Origin of the sequence: Methyloversatilis universalis EHg5 (genome assembly GCF_000378945.1) — a bacterium.
Classification (GTDB): Bacteria; Pseudomonadota; Gammaproteobacteria; order Burkholderiales; family Rhodocyclaceae; genus Methyloversatilis; species Methyloversatilis universalis_A.
The window spans coordinates 1448116-1464245 of record NZ_KB900539.1; the positions used below are offsets into that span (position 1 = coordinate 1448116).

Below are 16130 nucleotides of genomic sequence, written 5' to 3' on the forward strand. Positions count from 1 at the left end.
CCCGTCGACGCAGCCGGCGATGCTTACCAGAGCTTCCACCAGGGGTCGTCCTCGCCCGGCTTCTTGAAGCCGCGGGCAAGGAATTCGCTCTTCGGATAGTTCTTCTGCATCACGCGTTTTGCGTCGTCGCGCAGATCGACCAGGCCGAGCGAATCGTAAGCCACCATCAGGACGTAGAGCGCTTCTTCGACCGCCGGCGATTCCTGATAGTTGCTCACCGCGAACTGGGCACGGTTGGCCGCCGCCAGATAGGCGCCGCGCTTGACGTAATAGCGCGCCACATGCACCTCGTGAGCGGCCAGCGAATTGACCAGATAGTTCATCCGTATGGTGGCGTCCGGCGCGTACTTGCTTTCCGGATAGCGGGTCACCAGTTCCTTCAGTGCATCGAAGGAGTCGCGCAGGCCCTTGGGGTCGCGCTCGGTCAGATCCTGGCGCGACAGATTGCTCATGATGCCCAGGTCTTCGTTGAAATGGACCAGGCCGCGCAGGTAGTACACGTAATCGACGTTGGGGTGGTTCGGATGCAGCCGTATGAAGCGGTCGCAGGCCGCCACCGCCTGCGCGCGCTCGCCCTGACGATAGTAGGCGTACGCCACCTCGATCTGGGCCTGCTGGGCGTAGCGGCCATACGGATACTTGGCCTCCAGCTTTTCGTACATCTTGATCGCCTGCTCGTACGAGCCGTCGCTCATGAGCTGCTTCGCTTCCTGGTACAGGCGTTGCGCCGACCAGTTCGCCGTCTCGTCGATCTTGTCCGGCAGAAGACCGCACCCGGCGGCCAGAGCCACCCACAGTATCGCTACACTACGCCACATGACCGCTCTGACCCTGGAAGATACGCAAGACGACGATTATATCGCCGAGCAGCCGCCGCACCCGACTCCCGAGAGCCTGCAGGCGACGGTACCCGCGGGCGTGGTCGGTGAGCGGCTGGATGCGGTGCTGGCGAAAGTGTGGTCGCAATACTCGCGCAGCCGCCTGCAGGGCTGGTTGCGTGAGGGCAGGGTGCGGGTGGACGGGCGTGAATGCAGCGACGCGCGGCGACGCACTTTCAGCGGCGAACGTCTGGAGCTGGATCCGGGCAGCCTGCCGGAAGACACGGTGCACGCGCCGCAGGACATCCCGCTGCGCGTGGTGTTCGAGGACGACACCGTGATCGTGATCGACAAGCCGGCCGGACTGGTGGTGCATCCGGGCAATGGCGTGCCGGACGGCACGCTGCTCAATGCGCTGCTGTTCCGCTGGCCGGAGCTGGCCCGCGTGCCGCGTGCCGGCATCGTGCATCGGCTGGACAAGGACACCAGCGGGTTGCTGGTGGTCGCCCGCACCGTAGAGGCCCAGACCGATCTGGTGCGCCAGCTGCAGGCGCGTACCGTGTCGCGCCGCTATTTCGCGGTGGTGGCCGGATCGGTCGGTGCCGACGGCACCGTGGATGCGGCGATCGGCCGTCATCCGGTACAGCGCACCCGCATGGCGGTGGTGCAGGCCGGCGGCAAGCCGGCGCGTACCCACTATTTCGTGCGCGAGCGGCTGCGCGATGCCACGCTGGTCGAATGCCGGCTTGAAACAGGCCGCACCCATCAGATCCGGGTACATATGGCGCACATCGGGCATTCGCTGCTCGGCGACGAGGTGTATGCCCCGCGTAACGTGGCCGAACGCTTTTCCCGTCAGGCCCTGCATGCCTGGCGACTCGGTCTGGTGCATCCGCGCAGCGGCGAGGAGGTGGGCTGGGAAGTGCCGCTGCCGGCCGACATGGTCACGCTGCTGGACAGTCTGAGGGCGGCGGCATGAGCGCGCCCGAACTGCCGCTCATCATGCCGGACTGGCCGGCGCCGCCGACGGTGCGCGCCTGCGTCACCACCCGTCTGGGCGGCGTCAGTGCCGTACCGTTCGACAGCTTCAACCCGGCCACCCATGTCGGCGACGACGCGCAGGCGGTGGCGGCCAACCGGGCGCTGCTGCGTGCCCATCTGCCGGCCGAACCGCTGTGGCTGGATCAGGTGCACGGCGTCGAGGTGCTCGATGCCGACCGCGAACGCTGCGGCACCGGCGATGCCTCGGTTGCGCACCGTGCAGGCAGCGTGTGCGCGGTCATGACCGCCGACTGCCTGCCGGTGCTGTTCTGCAACCGGCAGGGCACGGTGGTGGCCGCGGCCCACGCGGGCTGGCGCGGACTGGCGATGGGTGTGCTGACGCGCACGGTACAGCGCATGGGCGGGGCGCCGGGCGACATTCTGGCCTGGCTGGGTCCGGCCATCGGTCCGGACGCGTTCGAAGTCGGGCCGGAGGTGAGGGCGGTGTTTCTCGAACGCCTGCCGGGCGCGGCAGCCGCCTTCAGGCCCGGGGCTGGCGACCGGCTGTACGCCAACATTTATCTGCTGGCGCGGCTTGAACTGGCGCGTGCCGGTGTGCATGCGGTGTACGGCGGTGGCCTGTGTACGGTGGGCCAGGCGGGCCTGTTCCATTCCTATCGCCGTGACGGGCGGTGTGGCCGCATGGCCAGTCTGGTCTGGCTGGCGCGCGATGCGTTGGAGCTGGGCGCAGAACCGTCGTATCAAGGATAATAAGAGTCCATTTTCAGTTTCAAACGCTCCCATGTCTGTCCTTGCCTGGATCGTGCTCGCCTCCCTGGCCGGCGGTGCGATCAGCGTCTGCGCCGCTGCCCTGTTCGGAATGGCGGTGAATCTGCAGCGCATTCCCATGCTCATCAGCTACTCGGTCGGCGCCTTGCTCGGCGCCGCGCTGCTGGGCGTACTGCCGCAGGCGATCGAGGAAATCGGCAGCGTGGAACTGGCGACTTCCATGCTGCTGGCCGGCATCCTGGGTTTTTTCCTGCTGGAAAAGCTGGTGCTGTGGCGGCACTGTCACGAAGTCAGCTGCGAGGCGCACGACCCGGCCGAGCTGGCGCACCAGGCGGCGCATGAAGAGGCCCACCGGGCTGAGCAGGCGGCGCTGACCCATCACCACGGTCACGGGCATCACCATGGCCACGCTCATGGTCACGGCAACGAAGGCGCGCGTGCCGCTTCGCTCATTCTGATCGGCGACGCCTTTCACAACTTCGTCGATGGCGTGCTGATCGCGGCGGCGTTCGCGCAGAGCGTGCCGCTGGGCATCGTGACCGCCACCGCCATCGTGGCGCACGAAATTCCGCAGGAGGTGGGCGACTATCTGGTGCTGCTGCACTCGGGCATGAGCCGCATGCGGGCGCTGGCCTTCAATCTGCTGTCCAGCATGGCCACGCTGGTCGGTGCGGTGGGCGCCTATTTCGCGCTGTCGCTGGTGGGTGACGCGGTGCCTTATCTGTTGTGCATCGCAGCGGCCAGCATGATCTATGTGGCCGTAGCCGATCTGATTCCGGGCCTGCACAAGCGGGCTGAGATCGGCGCCACGCTGCAGCAGGTGCTACTGATTTCGCTGGGTGTGGGCAGCATCGTGCTGATTCACCACTTCGTCGACGGCTTCGCCCACGGCCACTGAGTCTTCCGCAGGTCCGTCTTCCCCCGGCTGCGGCCGCGCCATCCGTGCACGCCGCCGCGCCGGCGTGCCGAACAGCCACAGAAAGAGTGCCAGCGGCGCCAGACCGTAGAACACGACGGTCATCACACCGGCCACCACCGAATGTTCGGTCACGGCCATCATCAGCACCACATAGATCCACGCAATCGCAACGATGTACATCGGGGCCTTTCGGGCGGGTATGACCGCGCGGAACGGACATCCGGCGGCCGGGATTGACAGTGATTTTGTGCGATGCAACAATCTCTCGCACTGCGATTGCCGAACAGAGGAGGCGCCCGTGCGCGTCCGGCACTGATATGCTCGCCCGGCGTGCCCGTGGACGGCAAGATGCTCGCAGATCCGAGCGATGCCGCCGCATCGCGCCTGAGACAAGAACGAACGGGGTTTGGTTTGATGAGCAGTGACTCGGCAGCACCCGGAAAGTCCGTCCCGCCTCGCAACGAGGCACTCCCGCCCGACTGGACGGCCATGATGGCCGCCATGGGCAAGAACTTCAGCGATTTCATGTCCCGCCAGCAGAGCGCGCTGGCCGTGCACGCGCCGACCGCCGGCAGCGCCTTCCCGGCGCCCGAGGCGGCCCGCTTTGCGGCCCTGCAGCAGCAGTGGCTGGAAAGCCAGCACAAGCTCTGGCAGGCCTTTGCCCAGCACAAGCCGGGCGATGAAGAGGTGCAGCCGGTGGCCAAGGCCGAGCCGGGTGACCGCCGCTTCCGCTCGCCTGAGTGGAGCAAGCCGTATTTCGACTATCTGCGTCAGGCCTATCTGATCAATTCCGCCTTCGTGCGTGACTGCGTCGAGGCCACACCTGTGGCTGACGGCCGCGCGAAGGACCGCATGCGCTACCTGTCCAAACAGGTGATCGAGGCGCTGTCGCCGGCCAATTTCGCGGCCACCAATCCCGAATTCGTCGAAACCGCGCTGCGTACCGAAGGCGACAGCATCCGCCGCGGTATGGAAAACCTTTTGCGTGACCTGCAGCAGGGGCAGATTTCGATGTCCGCGCCCGGCGCCTTCGAGGTCGGCCGCAATCTGGCGGTCACCGAAGGTGCTGTGGTGTTCGAGAACGAACTGATACAGCTCATCCAGTACGCGCCGAAGACCGACAAGGTGCACGCGAAGCCCTTGCTCATCGTGCCGCCCTGCATCAACAAGTATTACCTGATGGACCTGCAGCCGGAGAACTCGCTGGTGCGCTTCCTGGTGGAGCAGGGCATCACGGTGTTCCTCATTTCCTGGCGCAATCCGGATGCGGCGCTTGCGAACTTCACCTGGGACGATTATCTGCGCCTGGGCCCGCTGACCGCACTCGATGTGGTGCGCGGCATCAGTGGCGACGCGCAGCCGAACACCATGGGCTTCTGCGTCGGTGGAACGCTGCTGGCGTCGGCGCTGGCGGTGGCCTGCGGTCGCGGTGAAAAGCCCGCGGCCAGCGTCACGCTGCTCACCACGCTGCTCGATTTCTCCGATGCCGGCGAAATCGGCTGCCTGGTGGACGAGGGCATGGTCGCGATGCGCGAACAGACCATAGGCCGCGGTGGCCTGCTGCCCGGTCGCGAACTGGCGCAGACCTTCAGCAGCCTGCGTCCGAACGACCTGATCTGGAATTACGTGGTCGGCAACTATCTGAAGGGCGAAACTCCGCCGGCCTTCGACATCCTGCACTGGAACTGCGACAGCACGAATCTGCCTGGCCCCTTCCTGGCCTGGTACCTGCGCAACCTGTATCTGGAAAACAGCCTGCGTGTGCCGGGCAAGGTGGACATGCTGGGCGTGAAGGCCGATCTGGGCAAGGTGGATATGCCGGCCTATCTGCTGGCTACTTCGGAAGATCACATCGTGCCCTGGACCGGCGCCTATCTGGTGCGCAAGCTGCTGGGCGGCGACACCACCTTCGTGCTGGGCGCCAGCGGCCATGTGGCCGGCGTGATCAATCCGGCGTCCAAGGACAAGCGCTCGCACTGGATCGGCGGCGACGCCTCGACCGCCGAGGAATGGCGGGCCAATGCCAGTGAACAGCCGGGCAGCTGGTGGAAGCACTACATCAAGTGGCTGACTGCGAAGTCAGGCAAGAAGGTCGCGCCCCCGTCACAAGCGGGCAACGCGCAATACACGGTGATCGAGCCCGCACCCGGGCGCTATGTGAAAGGCAGCGCAACGAACTGAACGCATGGCAGCCTCATGAGGGGGGCTGCGGAAGACACACCCTCGACTAATAAATAGGAGACAAGGAAATGACGCGAGTCGCACTGGTAACGGGCGGTATGGGAGGACTGGGTGAAGCGATCTGCATCAAGCTCGCCGCGCTGGGTTTCCGCGTGGTGACGACCCACAGCCCCGGCAACACCAAGGCAGCCGAATGGCTGCAGACCATGAACAACATGGGCTACGGCTTCCGGGCCTACCCGTGCGACGTGTCGGATTTCGACTCCTGCAAGGCGTGTGTCGATACGGTGACCAAGGAAGTCGGCCCGGTGGACGTGCTGGTGAACAACGCCGGCATCACCCGCGACATGACCTTCAAGAAAATGACCAAGGCGGACTGGGACGTGGTGATGAGTACCAACCTCGACTCCTGCTTCAACATGACCAAGCAGGTCATCGACGGCATGACTGAGCGCAAGTGGGGCCGTGTGGTCAATGTGTCGTCGGTCAATGGCTCCAAGGGTGCCTTCGGCCAGACCAACTACTCGGCCGCCAAGGCCGGCATGCACGGTTTCACCAAGGCGCTGGCGCTGGAAGTGGCGCGTGCGGGCGTCACCGTGAACACGATTTCTCCGGGCTACATCGGCACCAAGATGGTGACCGCCATCCCGCAGGACATCCTGGACACCAAGATCCTGCCGCAGATTCCGGTTTCCCGTCTCGGCAAGCCGGAAGAGATCGCAGGCCTGGTGGCCTATCTGGCGTCGGACGAAGCGGCCTTCGTCACCGGCGCCAACATCGCAATCAACGGCGGCCAGCACATGTCCTGATCGCCTGCGCGGAGGTCCGCGCACACCTTCCACCCCGACCGGCGGGGGTGGAAGGTTTTCAACGCAGCTGGCTGGGAGAGAAGTCATGACGAAACGAGTTGCCCTGGTTACCGGGGGTATGGGCGGTCTGGGTACCGCAATCTGCAAGGCACTGGCCAAGGACGGCTACACCGTCGTGGCGAACTGTCTGCCCGCGTTCCCCCAAAAGGACGAATGGCTGGCCAAGATGCAGGCCGAAGGCTTTGAAATGAAAGCCGCCGAGGGCGACGTGTCCGACTACGATTCCTGCAAGGCAATGATCGACCAGGTGGAACAGGACATCGGTCCGGTCGATGTGGTCGTGAACAACGCCGGCATCACCCGCGACAAGTTCTTCGCCAAGATGGACAAGGCGCAGTGGGATGCGGTGCTGACCACCAACCTCGACAGCCTGTTCAACGTGACCCATCACGTCGCCGGCAAGATGGCCGAGCGCGGCTGGGGCCGCGTGATCAACATTTCGTCGGTCAATGGCGTCAAGGGCCAGGCCGGCCAGACGAACTACTCGGCCGCCAAGGCCGGCGTGGTCGGCTTCACCAAGGCGCTTGCCGCTGAAATGGCGTCCAAGGGCGTGACCGTGAACGCCATCGCTCCGGGCTATATCGGTACCGACATGGTGATGGCCATCCGCGAGGACATCCGTCAGGGCATCATCGACTCAGTGCCGATGAAGCGTCTGGGCAAGCCGGAAGAGATCGGCGCCGCCGTGTCCTACCTCGCTTCGGAGAATGCGGGCTATGTGACTGGCGCAACGCTGAACATCAACGGCGGCCTGTACTACCAGTAATTCCTGTCGCATCGCACAGCAGCATCGCTTTGTGACGGTTCGCAAGGCCTTATGCGGCACTGCCGCATAAGGCCTTTGCTTGCTGTATGATCGAAAAAGAGTGGGCGGGCACACCGCCCCGGGGTAGTTCAAACGAGCGAGGACACCACACAATGAGCGCTTCCGAAAGCCGCGAGGGAACGAGTTCCACCAACCGCCTGATCAAGAAATACCCCAACCGCCGGCTTTACGACACCCGCACCAGCTCCTACATCACGCTGTCCGATGTGAAGGAACTCGTGCTGGAGAACGCAGAGTTCCAGGTGGTCGACGCCAAGACCGGCGAAGACCTCACCCGCAGCATCCTGCTGCAGATCATCATCGAAGAAGAGAGCGAAGGCGTGCCGATGTTCACGTCCGACCTGCTGTCGCAGATGATCCGCTTCTACGGCAATGCGATGCAGGGCATGATGGGCAAGTACCTCGAAGGCAACATCAAGGCCTTCACCGACGTACAGTCCAAGCTGCAGGAACAGGCGCGCACCATCTATGGTGACAACAACGCGATGAGCAAGGACCTGTGGGCGCAGTTCCTGAACTTCCAGGGCCCGGCCATGCAGGGCATGATGGGTGCCTACATGGAGCAGAGCAAGCGCATGTTCGTGCAGATGCAGGAACAGATCGAGCAGCAGACCCGCTCGATGATGTCCGGCTTCAAGTTCCCGGGTTTCGGTCCGGGGGGCGATAAAGGCCCGCAAAACAAGTAAAATGTCGGGTTTTGCGGCGGAGACGCGGCGTGACCCGTACTTCTGAATCTGGCAGCACCGCGAAGCCGACCCCCAAGGTTGGCTTCGTTTCACTCGGCTGTCCGAAGGCGACTTCGGACTCCGAGTCCATCCTCACCCGGCTGCGCTCCGAAGGCTACGACATCGTGCCGACCTACGACGATGCCGATGTCGTCGTGGTCAATACCTGTGGCTTCATCGACGCGGCGGTCGAGGAATCGCTGGACGCGATCGGCGAAGCACTGGCCGAGAACGGCAAGGTGATCGTCACCGGCTGCATGGGCGCCGAAGGCCCCAAGCGTCAGCAGGTACTGTCCGCCCATCCGCAGGTGCTGGCAGTGACCGGTCCGCACGCGACCGAAGAGGTGATGGACGCGGTTCATCGCCACCTGCCCAAGCCGCACGACCCGTTTTCTGATCTGGTGCCGCCGCAGGGCATACGCCTCACGCCCTCGCACTACGCCTACCTGAAGATTTCCGAAGGCTGCAACCACCGCTGCAGCTTCTGCATCATCCCGTCGATGCGCGGCGATCTGGTGAGCCGGCCGATCGGCGACGTGATGCGTGAAGCCGAAGCGCTGCGCGACGCTGGCGTGCGCGAACTGCTCATCGTGTCGCAGGACACCAGCGCCTACGGCGTCGATGTGAAGTACCGCACCGGCTTCTGGGGCGGCAAGCCGCTGCGTACCAAGCTGTACGACCTCGCGAACGCGCTGGGCGAGCTGGATATGTGGGTGCGCATGCATTACGTGTATCCGTACCCGCATGTCGACGACATCATCCCGCTGATGGCCGAGGGCAAGATCCTGCCCTACCTCGACGTGCCTTTCCAGCACGCCAGCCCGCGCGTGCTGAAGGCGATGAAGCGGCCGGCCAACGCCGAGAACAATCTCGAACGCATCCGCGCCTGGCGCTCGATCTGCCCGGACATCACCATCCGAAGCACCTTCATCGCCGGCTTCCCGGGCGAGACCGAACAGGAATTCGAGGAGCTGCTCGATTTCCTGGGCGAAGCGCGGCTCGACCGTGTCGGCTGTTTCGCCTATTCGCCGGTCGAGGGCGCCAGCGCCAACGACCTGCCGGGCGCGCTGCCGGACGAGGTGCGCGAGGAGCGCCGCCAGCGCCTGATGGAATTCCAGGAAGACATTTCCACCCAGCGACTGGAAGAGAAGATCGATCGCGAAATGATCGTGCTGGTCGATGAGGTCGACGAGGACGGTGCGGTCGCGCGTTCCGAGGGTGATGCGCCGGATATCGACGGTCTGGTGCACATCCTTGACGGTCAGGATCTGGAGGTCGGCGACTTCGTGCGTGTGCGCATCACCGACTGCGATGTGCACGACCTGTACGCCGAAGTCATCACCGAAGACTGAGCGCGGAGGCGCAGCGGCATGGAAAGCGGCCTGATCGATTCTGCGCTGGCCCGGTTCCGTGCCGTGGTCGGCGACGCCCACGTGCTCACCGATCCGGTCGATACCGCGCCGCATTTCACCGACTGGCGCGGCCGCTACAGCGGCGAGGCGCTGTGCGTGCTGCGTCCGGCGACGGTCGATGAGCTGGTGCAGGTGGTTCACATCTGCAACGAAGCCCGTCTGCCCATGGTGCCCCAGGGCGGCAACACCGGCCTGTGCGGCGGTGCGACACCGCACGCCGGACGGCGCGAAGTGCTGGTGAGTCTGTCGCGGTTGGACCGCATCCGCGCAATCGATCCGGACAACGCCTCGATCACGGTCGAGGCCGGCTGCACGCTGGCTGCCGTGCAGCAGGCCGCGCGTGAGGCAGGACTGCTGTTTCCGCTTAGTCTGGCGTCCGAAGGGTCGTGCCAGATCGGCGGCAATCTGTCGACCAACGCCGGAGGTGTCCATGTGCTGCGTCATGGTAACGCGCGCGATCAGGTGCTCGGCCTCGAAGTCGTGCTGCCCGACGGTCGGCTGTGGGACGGTCTGCGTGCGCTGCGCAAGGACAACACCGGCTATGACCTGAAGCATCTGTTCATCGGCGCCGAAGGCACGCTGGGCTTCATCACCGCGGCCGTGCTCAAGCTTGCGCCAGAGCCGGCCGACACCGCGCTGGCCTGGGTGGCGCTCGACGGCCCGCAGCGTGCAATCGAACTGCTGCATCGGCTCCAGGCCGGTGCAGGCGATGCGCTGAACGCTTTCGAACTGGTCGGGCGCACCGCGCTCGACATGGTGCTGCAACACATCTCCGGAGCGCGTGATCCGCTGCCGGTTCCGGCGCCCTGGTACGCACTGGTGGAACTGGCGGGCAGCGGAGACCGGATCAGCGAACGGCTTGAAACGCTGCTCGCGGCCTGCATGGAAGCCGGTACGGTACGCGATGCGGTAATCGCCCAGGACGGTGCTCAGGCCGCCGCACTGTGGTCGCTGCGCGAAAACATATCCGAGGCACAGCGGATCGAGGGCTTCAGCGTGAAGCACGACATCAGCGTGCCGGTGGGCGCCATACCGCTCTTCCTGCAGGTGGCCGGCGAGCGGCTTGAGGCGTTGCTGCCAGGTGTGCGCATCGTCGCCTTCGGCCACGCCGGCGACGGCAATCTGCATTACAACCTGTCGTTCAGCGATGCGTCGGACAACGCGCGGCTGGTGGCGGACGCGCAGGTCGCGAACGCGGTGGTCTACGAGGCGGTGAGGGCGCTGAATGGTTCGATCTCTGCCGAGCACGGCATTGGCCAGCTCAAGCGTTCGCTGCTGGTCGAATGCAAGAGCGTGGTCGAGCTGGACATGATGCGGGCCATCAAGCGTGCCTTTGATCCGCATGCGCTGATGAATCCGGGCAAGGTGCTTGCGGATGGCGGCGACTGATTTACGGATTCCATGTGAGTATTCATTTGTTCTTTCCTTGTTCCCTGCGGACGCGGATTGAAAATAATTTCGCCGAAACCGCTTTACAAACGCTGATCACTGTTTATAATGCGCTCCTCTTTCGACGGGGGTATAGCTCAGCTGGGAGAGCGCTTGCATGGCATGCAAGAGGTCAGCGGTTCGATCCCGCTTACCTCCACCAAGGTTTCTGACTTGGGCGCGAAAGAGAAAAGCAGTAAAAATGCACCGAGTTTCATCACTAGGTCCCCATCGTCTAGAGGCCTAGGACACCGCCCTTTCACGGCGATAACCGGGGTTCGAATCCCCGTGGGGACGCCAGCTAAATGCTGGTGTGCAAGTCCGGAAGCAGTCTGCCGGCACCAACATGGAGTGGTAGTTCAGTTGGTTAGAATACCGGCCTGTCACGCCGGGGGTCGCGGGTTCGAGTCCCGTCCACTCCGCCAACACCTGTCACGCTGCCGCAAGGCAGGGTGATGACAGAAGAGGTCGCGAAAGCGGCCTTTTTTGTTGTCGATGAAAGTCGACAAAACCCGAGGTCCCCATCGTCTAGAGGCCTAGGACACCGCCCTTTCACGGCGATAACCGGGGTTCGAATCCCCGTGGGGACGCCAGCTGGATGCTGGCCTGCAAGTCCGGATGCGTTCGCGCCGGCACCGATTCTGGAGTGGTAGTTCAGTTGGTTAGAATACCGGCCTGTCACGCCGGGGGTCGCGGGTTCGAGTCCCGTCCACTCCGCCAACATTCCGCGCACGCTCAAACCGAGCGCAGTCGCAAATGAAAAGGGCCGCATACGCGGCCCTTTTCATTTTCAGCGCGCAGCAGCTCTCCTTCAGAACGCTGCCGTCCTCAGAACAGTTCGATCTCGCCGCTGTTGTTCACCTCACTCAGCACACCTGCCAGCAGCAGCGATTCATAGGAATGCACCTGGTTCCGTCCGTTGCGTTTCGCGTGATAGACCGCCCGGTCTGCGCGATCGACCGCACCGCTGGCGTTGTCCATCGGCCGCAGCCGGGTGAAGCCAACGCTGGCGGTGATGGAGCCGACCTGCGGGAAGGCGAAGCCGGCCAGCTGGGTACGGAAGAAATCGAAAGCCAGGTGCGCTTCGTCGTCGTCGTCCGCGCGCAGCAGCACGATGAACTCCTCGCCGCCGAAGCGGTAAAGATGTTCGCTGTGACGGAAGGCGGTGCGCAGGATGCGCGCTACCAGAAGCAGCACTTCGTCACCGATCAGGTGGCCGTAGCTGTCATTCACCCGCTTGAAGTGATCGACGTCCACCACGCCCAGCCACCAGCGCGGCGGTGGCGTGTCGCTGCCGCTGGCCGCGTTCATCGTGTCCAGGCACTTCAGGAACTGTTCGTCGAAGGTTTTCCGGTTCAGCAGACCGGTCAGGCTGTCGCGTTCGCTGTAATCGAGCAGGCTGATCTGGTTGCGGTAGATTTTCAGCAGACCTTCGACCAGCCGGAGCTGTACCGGCAGCAGCGGCTGCTCGCTCACCAGTTCGATGATGCCGAAGCGCCGCGCACCGGCCCACACCGCGAACAGGTTGAGCCAGGGGCCGTCCTGATTCTCGAAAGGCAGGTCGAGCAGCGGTTCTTCCGAGGCGAATGCCTGTTCGAAATGTGGCAGGCCGGACAGCGCGGGCAGGGCGTCGAGTGCGGTCCAGCTCGGGTCGCCGCTCTCCATGCCCACGCCTTTACGCATGCGCGCCTGCAGCAGCAGGCGCAGATCGGCCACGTCGCCGACGCAGCGATAGAGGCTCAGCCGGAACGGATCCAGCCAGTCTCCAAGCACCGATACGAAGGTGCTGTCGATGAGGTCGCGATCACGATAGCCGGTGAGGTTTGCAACCGATCCGATGAGGTCAGACATGAGCGGGCAATGATGCGGGTCGTCGCAGGAATCGATATGTCTATCGGCAGGACCGGCGTGCGACTTGAGCGATAGAATCGACGGTGGACGGGTTGTCCCGTCGTTTTTCCTTCACCGTGACCGGCCTGAATCCATGCGTTTCCGTCCGCACCTGTGTCATTTCGTTGCGCTGTGCGCGACCCTTCTTGCCCCCGTTCTGGAGGCAGCCTGCCCTGCCGAGGGCGTGCTCACCGTCGGCGTAGTGCCGCAGCAGTCGGCCAGCGAACTGGCCCAGAGCTGGATTCCGCTGCTGAAGGAGGTGTCGGCCGCGACCGGCTGTGAGTTCCGGTTCGCCACCGCACCCACCATTACCGAATTCGAAAAGCGCCTGGCGCGGGGCGACTACGCCATCGCCTACATGAATCCCTATCACTACGTGGTGTTCCATCAGGCCAGCGGCTACCAGGCTTTCGCCCGCGAAAAGGACCGCAGGCTGCGCGGCCTGCTGGTGGTGCGCAGCGACAGTCCGGTGACCTCGGTGCAGGAGCTTGACGGCCGGGAAGTGGTGTTCCCGTCGCCAGCCGCTTTCGCGGCGACTGTCATTCCGCTGGCCGAACTGAAGAAAGGCGGCGTGAGCGTGAAGCCGCGTTTCGTTGCGTCGCACGATTCGGTCTATCTGAATGTGTCGCGCGGGCTGGCGGTGGCTGGCGGCGGCATCGAGCGGACGCTGGAGGCGATCGACGCTGACGTGCGCGACCGGCTGAAGGTGATCTGGCGCTCGGCTGAATATCCGCCGCATGCCTTTGCCCGGCTGCCCACCTTGCCGGACGCGCTGGGTCGCAGTTTCGTCGATGGCGTGCAGGCGGTGGCCGCGACGCCGCAAGGGAGCAGTCTGTTGAAACAGATGGGTTTCAAGGGACTGGTGAGCGCGCAGGATCGTGACTGGGACCCGATCCGTGCGCTCGATATCCGCGTTCTCGATGCGCTGCTGGCCGAGCCGGCGCCGGCGCGTTGATCGTCCGCATGAATCCTGCACGTGTGGCGCGCATGTCCTTCCGCTGGAAGGCCATCATCGGTATCGCACTGATCGAGGCGATCACGCTGTCGGTCACCATTTTCGGTGCGCTCGGCCAGATGGAACATGCGCAGGCCGACCTGATACGGCGCAGCGCGCAGTCAGCGTCCTCGCTGTTCTCGGCGGCCGTGGCGGATGCGCTGATCGCGAGCGATCTGGCCAAGGTCGAGGCGGTGTCGCTCGATCTGGTGTCGCGAGACGAGGCGGTGTTCGTGCGCGTGTTCGATCAGGACGGGCGCGAACTGGTGGCACGTGGCGATGCGACTGCGCTGGCACGGCCCTTCGAGGCGGTGGACGATCCGCTGGCCGAAGGGCATGACCTGTATGCGGTCGAAGCCCCTGTCATGGCCGGTCGCGCCGAAGTCGGCAAGCTGCAGATCGGCATCGACAGCCGGCAGGCGAGGCTGGAGGTCGCCAAGGCAAAGCGACTGGCCGCCATGGTGGCCGCGCTGGGCATGGGGCTGGCCGCGCTGTTTTCATGGCTGCTCAGCGGCTGGCTGGCGGCCGGCATACGCCGCCTGTCCGACGGCGCGCAGCGCATTGCGTCCGGTCAGCTCGATGCACGGGTGACTGAGCAGGGGGAGCGCGAGCTGGGTGTGCTGGCTCGGGCGTTCAACGGCATGGCGGCGTCGCTGCAGGCGCGCGAACAGGAACGCGAAGCGCTGCTGGCGCGGGCCGAACAGGCCGTGTCGGATGCGCGCGAAGCCAGTCGTGCCAAGAGTGCCTTCCTGGCTGCGATGAGCCACGAAATCCGCACCCCGCTCAATGGCGTGGTCGGGCTGGCCCACATCCTGGCCGAGAACGCGCGCACCGGTGCGATGGCCGATCACGGTCGCCAGCTCGGCATCGCCGCTGACCAGCTGCGCATGATCGTCAATGACATCCTCGATTTCTCGAAGATAGAGGCCGGCAAGCTCGATCTGGAAACCATCCCGTTCGCGCTGTCCGACCTGCTGCACACCTGTCGCGCCACCTTTGTTTCGCAGGCTGAGGACAAGGGCATCGCCCTGGCTTTTTCGATGGCGCCCGATGTGCCTCCCGCGCTGGCGGGCGATCCGACCCGGCTGACCCAGATCTTGAGCAACTTTGTATCGAACGCGATCAAGTTCACCGCCAGTGGGCGGGTGGATGTCGCGGTCGCGCTGCAGGAGCGGGCGGAGCGCATGGTGAAGCTGCGCATGACAGTGCACGACACTGGCCGCGGCATTGCCGGTGAAGACGTCGCCGCACTGTTCGAGCCCTTTGTCCAGGCCGACGCATCGGTAGTGCGCAGTCACGGCGGTACCGGGCTCGGGCTGACCATCTGCAAACGGCTGGCCGAAGCGATGGGTGGCACCGTAGGTGGCGACGGCGAGCCGGGTGTCGGCGCCACCTTCTGGGCCGACGTGTGGCTGGAGGAATCGGACATCGACGCGGTGCGCGACGCAGCCCGCAAGGTGGCCGAAGCGTCGCTGGCCGACCTGCGCGTGCTGGTGGTTGACGACGTTGCAGTGAACCGTACGGTGGCCACCCACCTGGTCGCCCGGGCCGGCGCGCATGCCGAACAGGCGGTCAACGGCCGCGAGGCGCTGGAGCGCGTGGCGGCCGGTGGCATCGATCTGGTGCTGATGGACATCCAGATGCCGGTGATGGATGGCAAGACCGCCACCCGTGAAATCCTGGCCCGCCTTGGCGCGGCCGCGCCCCCCATCGTCGGACTGACCGCCCATGCCGTGGCCGAAGAGCGCGACGAATGCCTGGCGCTGGGCATGCGGGCCTATCTGACCAAGCCGATCGACACCCACGCGCTGCTTGGCGTGCTGGCGCACACCGCAGCCGCACTCGACCGCGCCACGCCGGTTGCCGCGCCTTCGCCGCAGGCAGAGGACGACGCGTCGCATGCACTTGCGCCAGTGCTCGATCTGGCCGCGGTGGCTGACCAGTTCGACGGCGATCTTGACCTGTATCGCGACATCCTGCGCACCACGCTGGACGAGGTGCGCGCACTGCGCGACGCCCTCATCGCCGGCGTGCCGGCCCGTTCAGAGGGCGATCTGGTCCGCCAGGTGCATGCGCTGAAAGGCGTGTGCCTGAACCTGTGCTTTGCCCGAGCCGGCGCGCAGGCCGCCGCGCTGGAACGCGCACTGCGCGACGGCCTGCTGTCAGCCGCACCGCTGCACGCCGCGTTGCAGGATTTTGCCGCCGTGCTCGATCAGGCGATCGCCGCTGCCGAAGCTCATCTGGCCGCTGCCGACACCGCTTGATGCCGATTCACTTCCACTTTCCATTTCCGCCGCC

14 protein-coding genes and 5 tRNA genes are annotated in these 16130 nt (G+C 64.8%); 16 read left to right on the plus strand and 3 right to left on the minus strand.

Features of this window, described 5'->3' with window-relative positions; genetic code table 11:
- Window positions 1-23 precede the first annotated feature (23 nt).
- Window positions 24-818, minus strand: a complete 795-nt coding sequence (locus tag METUNV2_RS0106730; protein ID WP_026187939.1) for an outer membrane protein assembly factor BamD — start codon at window positions 816-818, stop codon at window positions 24-26.
- Here METUNV2_RS0106730 and rluD point away from each other — a divergent pair.
- Genes rluD through METUNV2_RS0106745 form a run of 3 tightly spaced genes read left to right on the plus strand, consistent with a single transcriptional unit; the run spans window position 817 to window position 3486 of the window.
- The gene (gene rluD / locus METUNV2_RS0106735) at window positions 817-1797 is read left to right on the plus strand and encodes a 23S rRNA pseudouridine(1911/1915/1917) synthase RluD (protein ID WP_018228725.1); all 981 of its coding nucleotides are present in this window, start codon (window positions 817-819) and stop codon (window positions 1795-1797) included. The two genes, METUNV2_RS0106730 and rluD, sit on opposite strands and share 2 nt — an antisense overlap.
- Entirely contained in the window at window positions 1794-2570 is a 777-nt protein-coding gene (gene pgeF, locus METUNV2_RS0106740; protein ID WP_018228726.1) for a peptidoglycan editing factor PgeF, read from the plus strand. The genes rluD and pgeF overlap by 4 nt, the downstream gene beginning before the upstream one ends.
- A 31-nt stretch (window positions 2571-2601) precedes the next feature.
- Entirely contained in the window at window positions 2602-3486 is an 885-nt protein-coding gene (locus METUNV2_RS0106745) for a ZIP family metal transporter (protein WP_018228727.1), read from the plus strand.
- On the opposite strand, the gene METUNV2_RS0106750 is transcribed toward METUNV2_RS0106745, so the two are convergent.
- Window positions 3412-3687 carry a hypothetical protein gene (locus METUNV2_RS0106750; RefSeq protein ID WP_018228728.1) on the minus strand — a complete coding sequence of 92 codons (276 nt, stop codon included), beginning with the start codon at window positions 3685-3687 and terminating at the stop codon, window positions 3412-3414. The genes METUNV2_RS0106745 and METUNV2_RS0106750 overlap by 75 nt on opposite strands.
- A 321-nt stretch (window positions 3688-4008) precedes the next feature.
- Between METUNV2_RS0106750 and METUNV2_RS0106755 the strand changes: the two genes are divergently transcribed.
- From METUNV2_RS0106755 to METUNV2_RS0106805, 11 genes are all read left to right on the plus strand, one after another.
- Complete coding sequence (locus METUNV2_RS0106755; RefSeq protein ID WP_018228729.1) at window positions 4009-5688, plus strand: PHA/PHB synthase family protein; 1680 nt, start codon at window positions 4009-4011, stop codon at window positions 5686-5688.
- Window positions 5689-5756: 68 nt separating this feature from the next.
- On the plus strand, window positions 5757-6497 hold the full coding sequence (gene phbB, locus METUNV2_RS0106760; protein ID WP_026187940.1) for an acetoacetyl-CoA reductase: 741 nt from the start codon (window positions 5757-5759) through the stop codon (window positions 6495-6497).
- Between the two features lie 85 nt (window positions 6498-6582).
- Window positions 6583-7323 (plus strand): beta-ketoacyl-ACP reductase, encoded by a 741-nt coding sequence (locus tag METUNV2_RS0106765; protein WP_026187941.1) that lies wholly within the window; start codon window positions 6583-6585, stop codon window positions 7321-7323.
- A gap of 152 nt (window positions 7324-7475) precedes the next feature.
- Window positions 7476-8069, plus strand: a complete 594-nt coding sequence (phaR, locus tag METUNV2_RS0106770) for a polyhydroxyalkanoate synthesis repressor PhaR (RefSeq protein ID WP_018228732.1) — start codon at window positions 7476-7478, stop codon at window positions 8067-8069.
- Window positions 8070-8098: 29 nt separating this feature from the next.
- Window positions 8099-9460 (plus strand): 30S ribosomal protein S12 methylthiotransferase RimO, encoded by a 1362-nt coding sequence (gene rimO, locus METUNV2_RS0106775; RefSeq protein ID WP_018228733.1) that lies wholly within the window; start codon window positions 8099-8101, stop codon window positions 9458-9460.
- An 18-nt stretch (window positions 9461-9478) separates the two neighbouring features.
- A complete protein-coding gene (locus METUNV2_RS0106780) occupies window positions 9479-10909 on the plus strand; it encodes an FAD-binding oxidoreductase (RefSeq protein WP_018228734.1) in 1431 nt (476 codons plus the stop codon).
- 126 nt (window positions 10910-11035) lie between these two features.
- Window positions 11036-11111 (plus strand) — tRNA-Ala (locus tag METUNV2_RS0106785).
- Between the two features lie 61 nt (window positions 11112-11172).
- A tRNA-Glu gene (locus tag METUNV2_RS0106790) sits at window positions 11173-11248 on the plus strand.
- A gap of 48 nt (window positions 11249-11296) precedes the next feature.
- A tRNA-Asp gene (locus tag METUNV2_RS0106795) sits at window positions 11297-11373 on the plus strand.
- 92 nt (window positions 11374-11465) lie between these two features.
- Window positions 11466-11541 (plus strand) — tRNA-Glu (locus METUNV2_RS0106800).
- Window positions 11542-11591: 50 nt separating this feature from the next.
- Window positions 11592-11668, plus strand: a tRNA-Asp gene (locus tag METUNV2_RS0106805).
- 108 nt (window positions 11669-11776) lie between these two features.
- Here METUNV2_RS0106805 and METUNV2_RS0106810 read toward each other — a convergent pair.
- Window positions 11777-12799 carry a GGDEF domain-containing protein gene (locus METUNV2_RS0106810; protein WP_018228735.1) on the minus strand — a complete coding sequence of 341 codons (1023 nt, stop codon included), beginning with the start codon at window positions 12797-12799 and terminating at the stop codon, window positions 11777-11779.
- A gap of 133 nt (window positions 12800-12932) precedes the next feature.
- On the opposite strand from METUNV2_RS0106810, the gene METUNV2_RS0106815 reads away from it, so the two are divergent.
- Window positions 12933-13793, plus strand: coding sequence for a phosphate/phosphite/phosphonate ABC transporter substrate-binding protein (locus METUNV2_RS0106815; RefSeq protein WP_018228736.1), 861 nt, complete (start codon window positions 12933-12935; stop codon window positions 13791-13793).
- An 8-nt stretch (window positions 13794-13801) separates the two neighbouring features.
- Complete coding sequence (locus METUNV2_RS0106820) at window positions 13802-16096, plus strand: ATP-binding protein (RefSeq protein ID WP_026187943.1); 2295 nt, start codon at window positions 13802-13804, stop codon at window positions 16094-16096.
- Window positions 16097-16130 lie beyond the last annotated feature (34 nt).

Excerpts from the sequence above, each read along its gene's own strand:
- METUNV2_RS0106765 (WP_026187941.1), top strand. The coding sequence starts at position 6,583 with ATGACGAAACGAGTTGCCCTGGTTACCGGGGGTATGGGCGGTCTGGGT.
- METUNV2_RS0106820 (WP_026187943.1), top strand. The coding sequence starts at position 13,802 with ATGAATCCTGCACGTGTGGCGCGCATGTCCTTCCGCTGGAAGGCCATC.
- METUNV2_RS0106780 (WP_018228734.1), top strand. The coding sequence starts at position 9,479 with ATGGAAAGCGGCCTGATCGATTCTGCGCTGGCCCGGTTCCGTGCCGTG.
- METUNV2_RS0106755 (WP_018228729.1), top strand. The coding sequence starts at position 4,009 with ATGGGCAAGAACTTCAGCGATTTCATGTCCCGCCAGCAGAGCGCGCTG.
- METUNV2_RS0106730 (WP_026187939.1), bottom strand. The coding sequence starts at position 818 with ATGTGGCGTAGTGTAGCGATACTGTGGGTGGCTCTGGCCGCCGGGTGC.
- METUNV2_RS0106815 (WP_018228736.1), top strand. The coding sequence starts at position 12,933 with ATGCGTTTCCGTCCGCACCTGTGTCATTTCGTTGCGCTGTGCGCGACC.
- rluD (WP_018228725.1), top strand. The coding sequence starts at position 817 with ATGACCGCTCTGACCCTGGAAGATACGCAAGACGACGATTATATCGCC.
- pgeF (WP_018228726.1), top strand. The coding sequence starts at position 1,794 with ATGAGCGCGCCCGAACTGCCGCTCATCATGCCGGACTGGCCGGCGCCG.
- METUNV2_RS0106750 (WP_018228728.1), bottom strand. The coding sequence starts at position 3,687 with ATGTACATCGTTGCGATTGCGTGGATCTATGTGGTGCTGATGATGGCC.
- phbB (WP_026187940.1), top strand. The coding sequence starts at position 5,757 with ATGACGCGAGTCGCACTGGTAACGGGCGGTATGGGAGGACTGGGTGAA.
- METUNV2_RS0106745 (WP_018228727.1), top strand. The coding sequence starts at position 2,602 with ATGTCTGTCCTTGCCTGGATCGTGCTCGCCTCCCTGGCCGGCGGTGCG.
- METUNV2_RS0106810 (WP_018228735.1), bottom strand. The coding sequence starts at position 12,799 with ATGTCTGACCTCATCGGATCGGTTGCAAACCTCACCGGCTATCGTGAT.
- phaR (WP_018228732.1), top strand. The coding sequence starts at position 7,476 with ATGAGCGCTTCCGAAAGCCGCGAGGGAACGAGTTCCACCAACCGCCTG.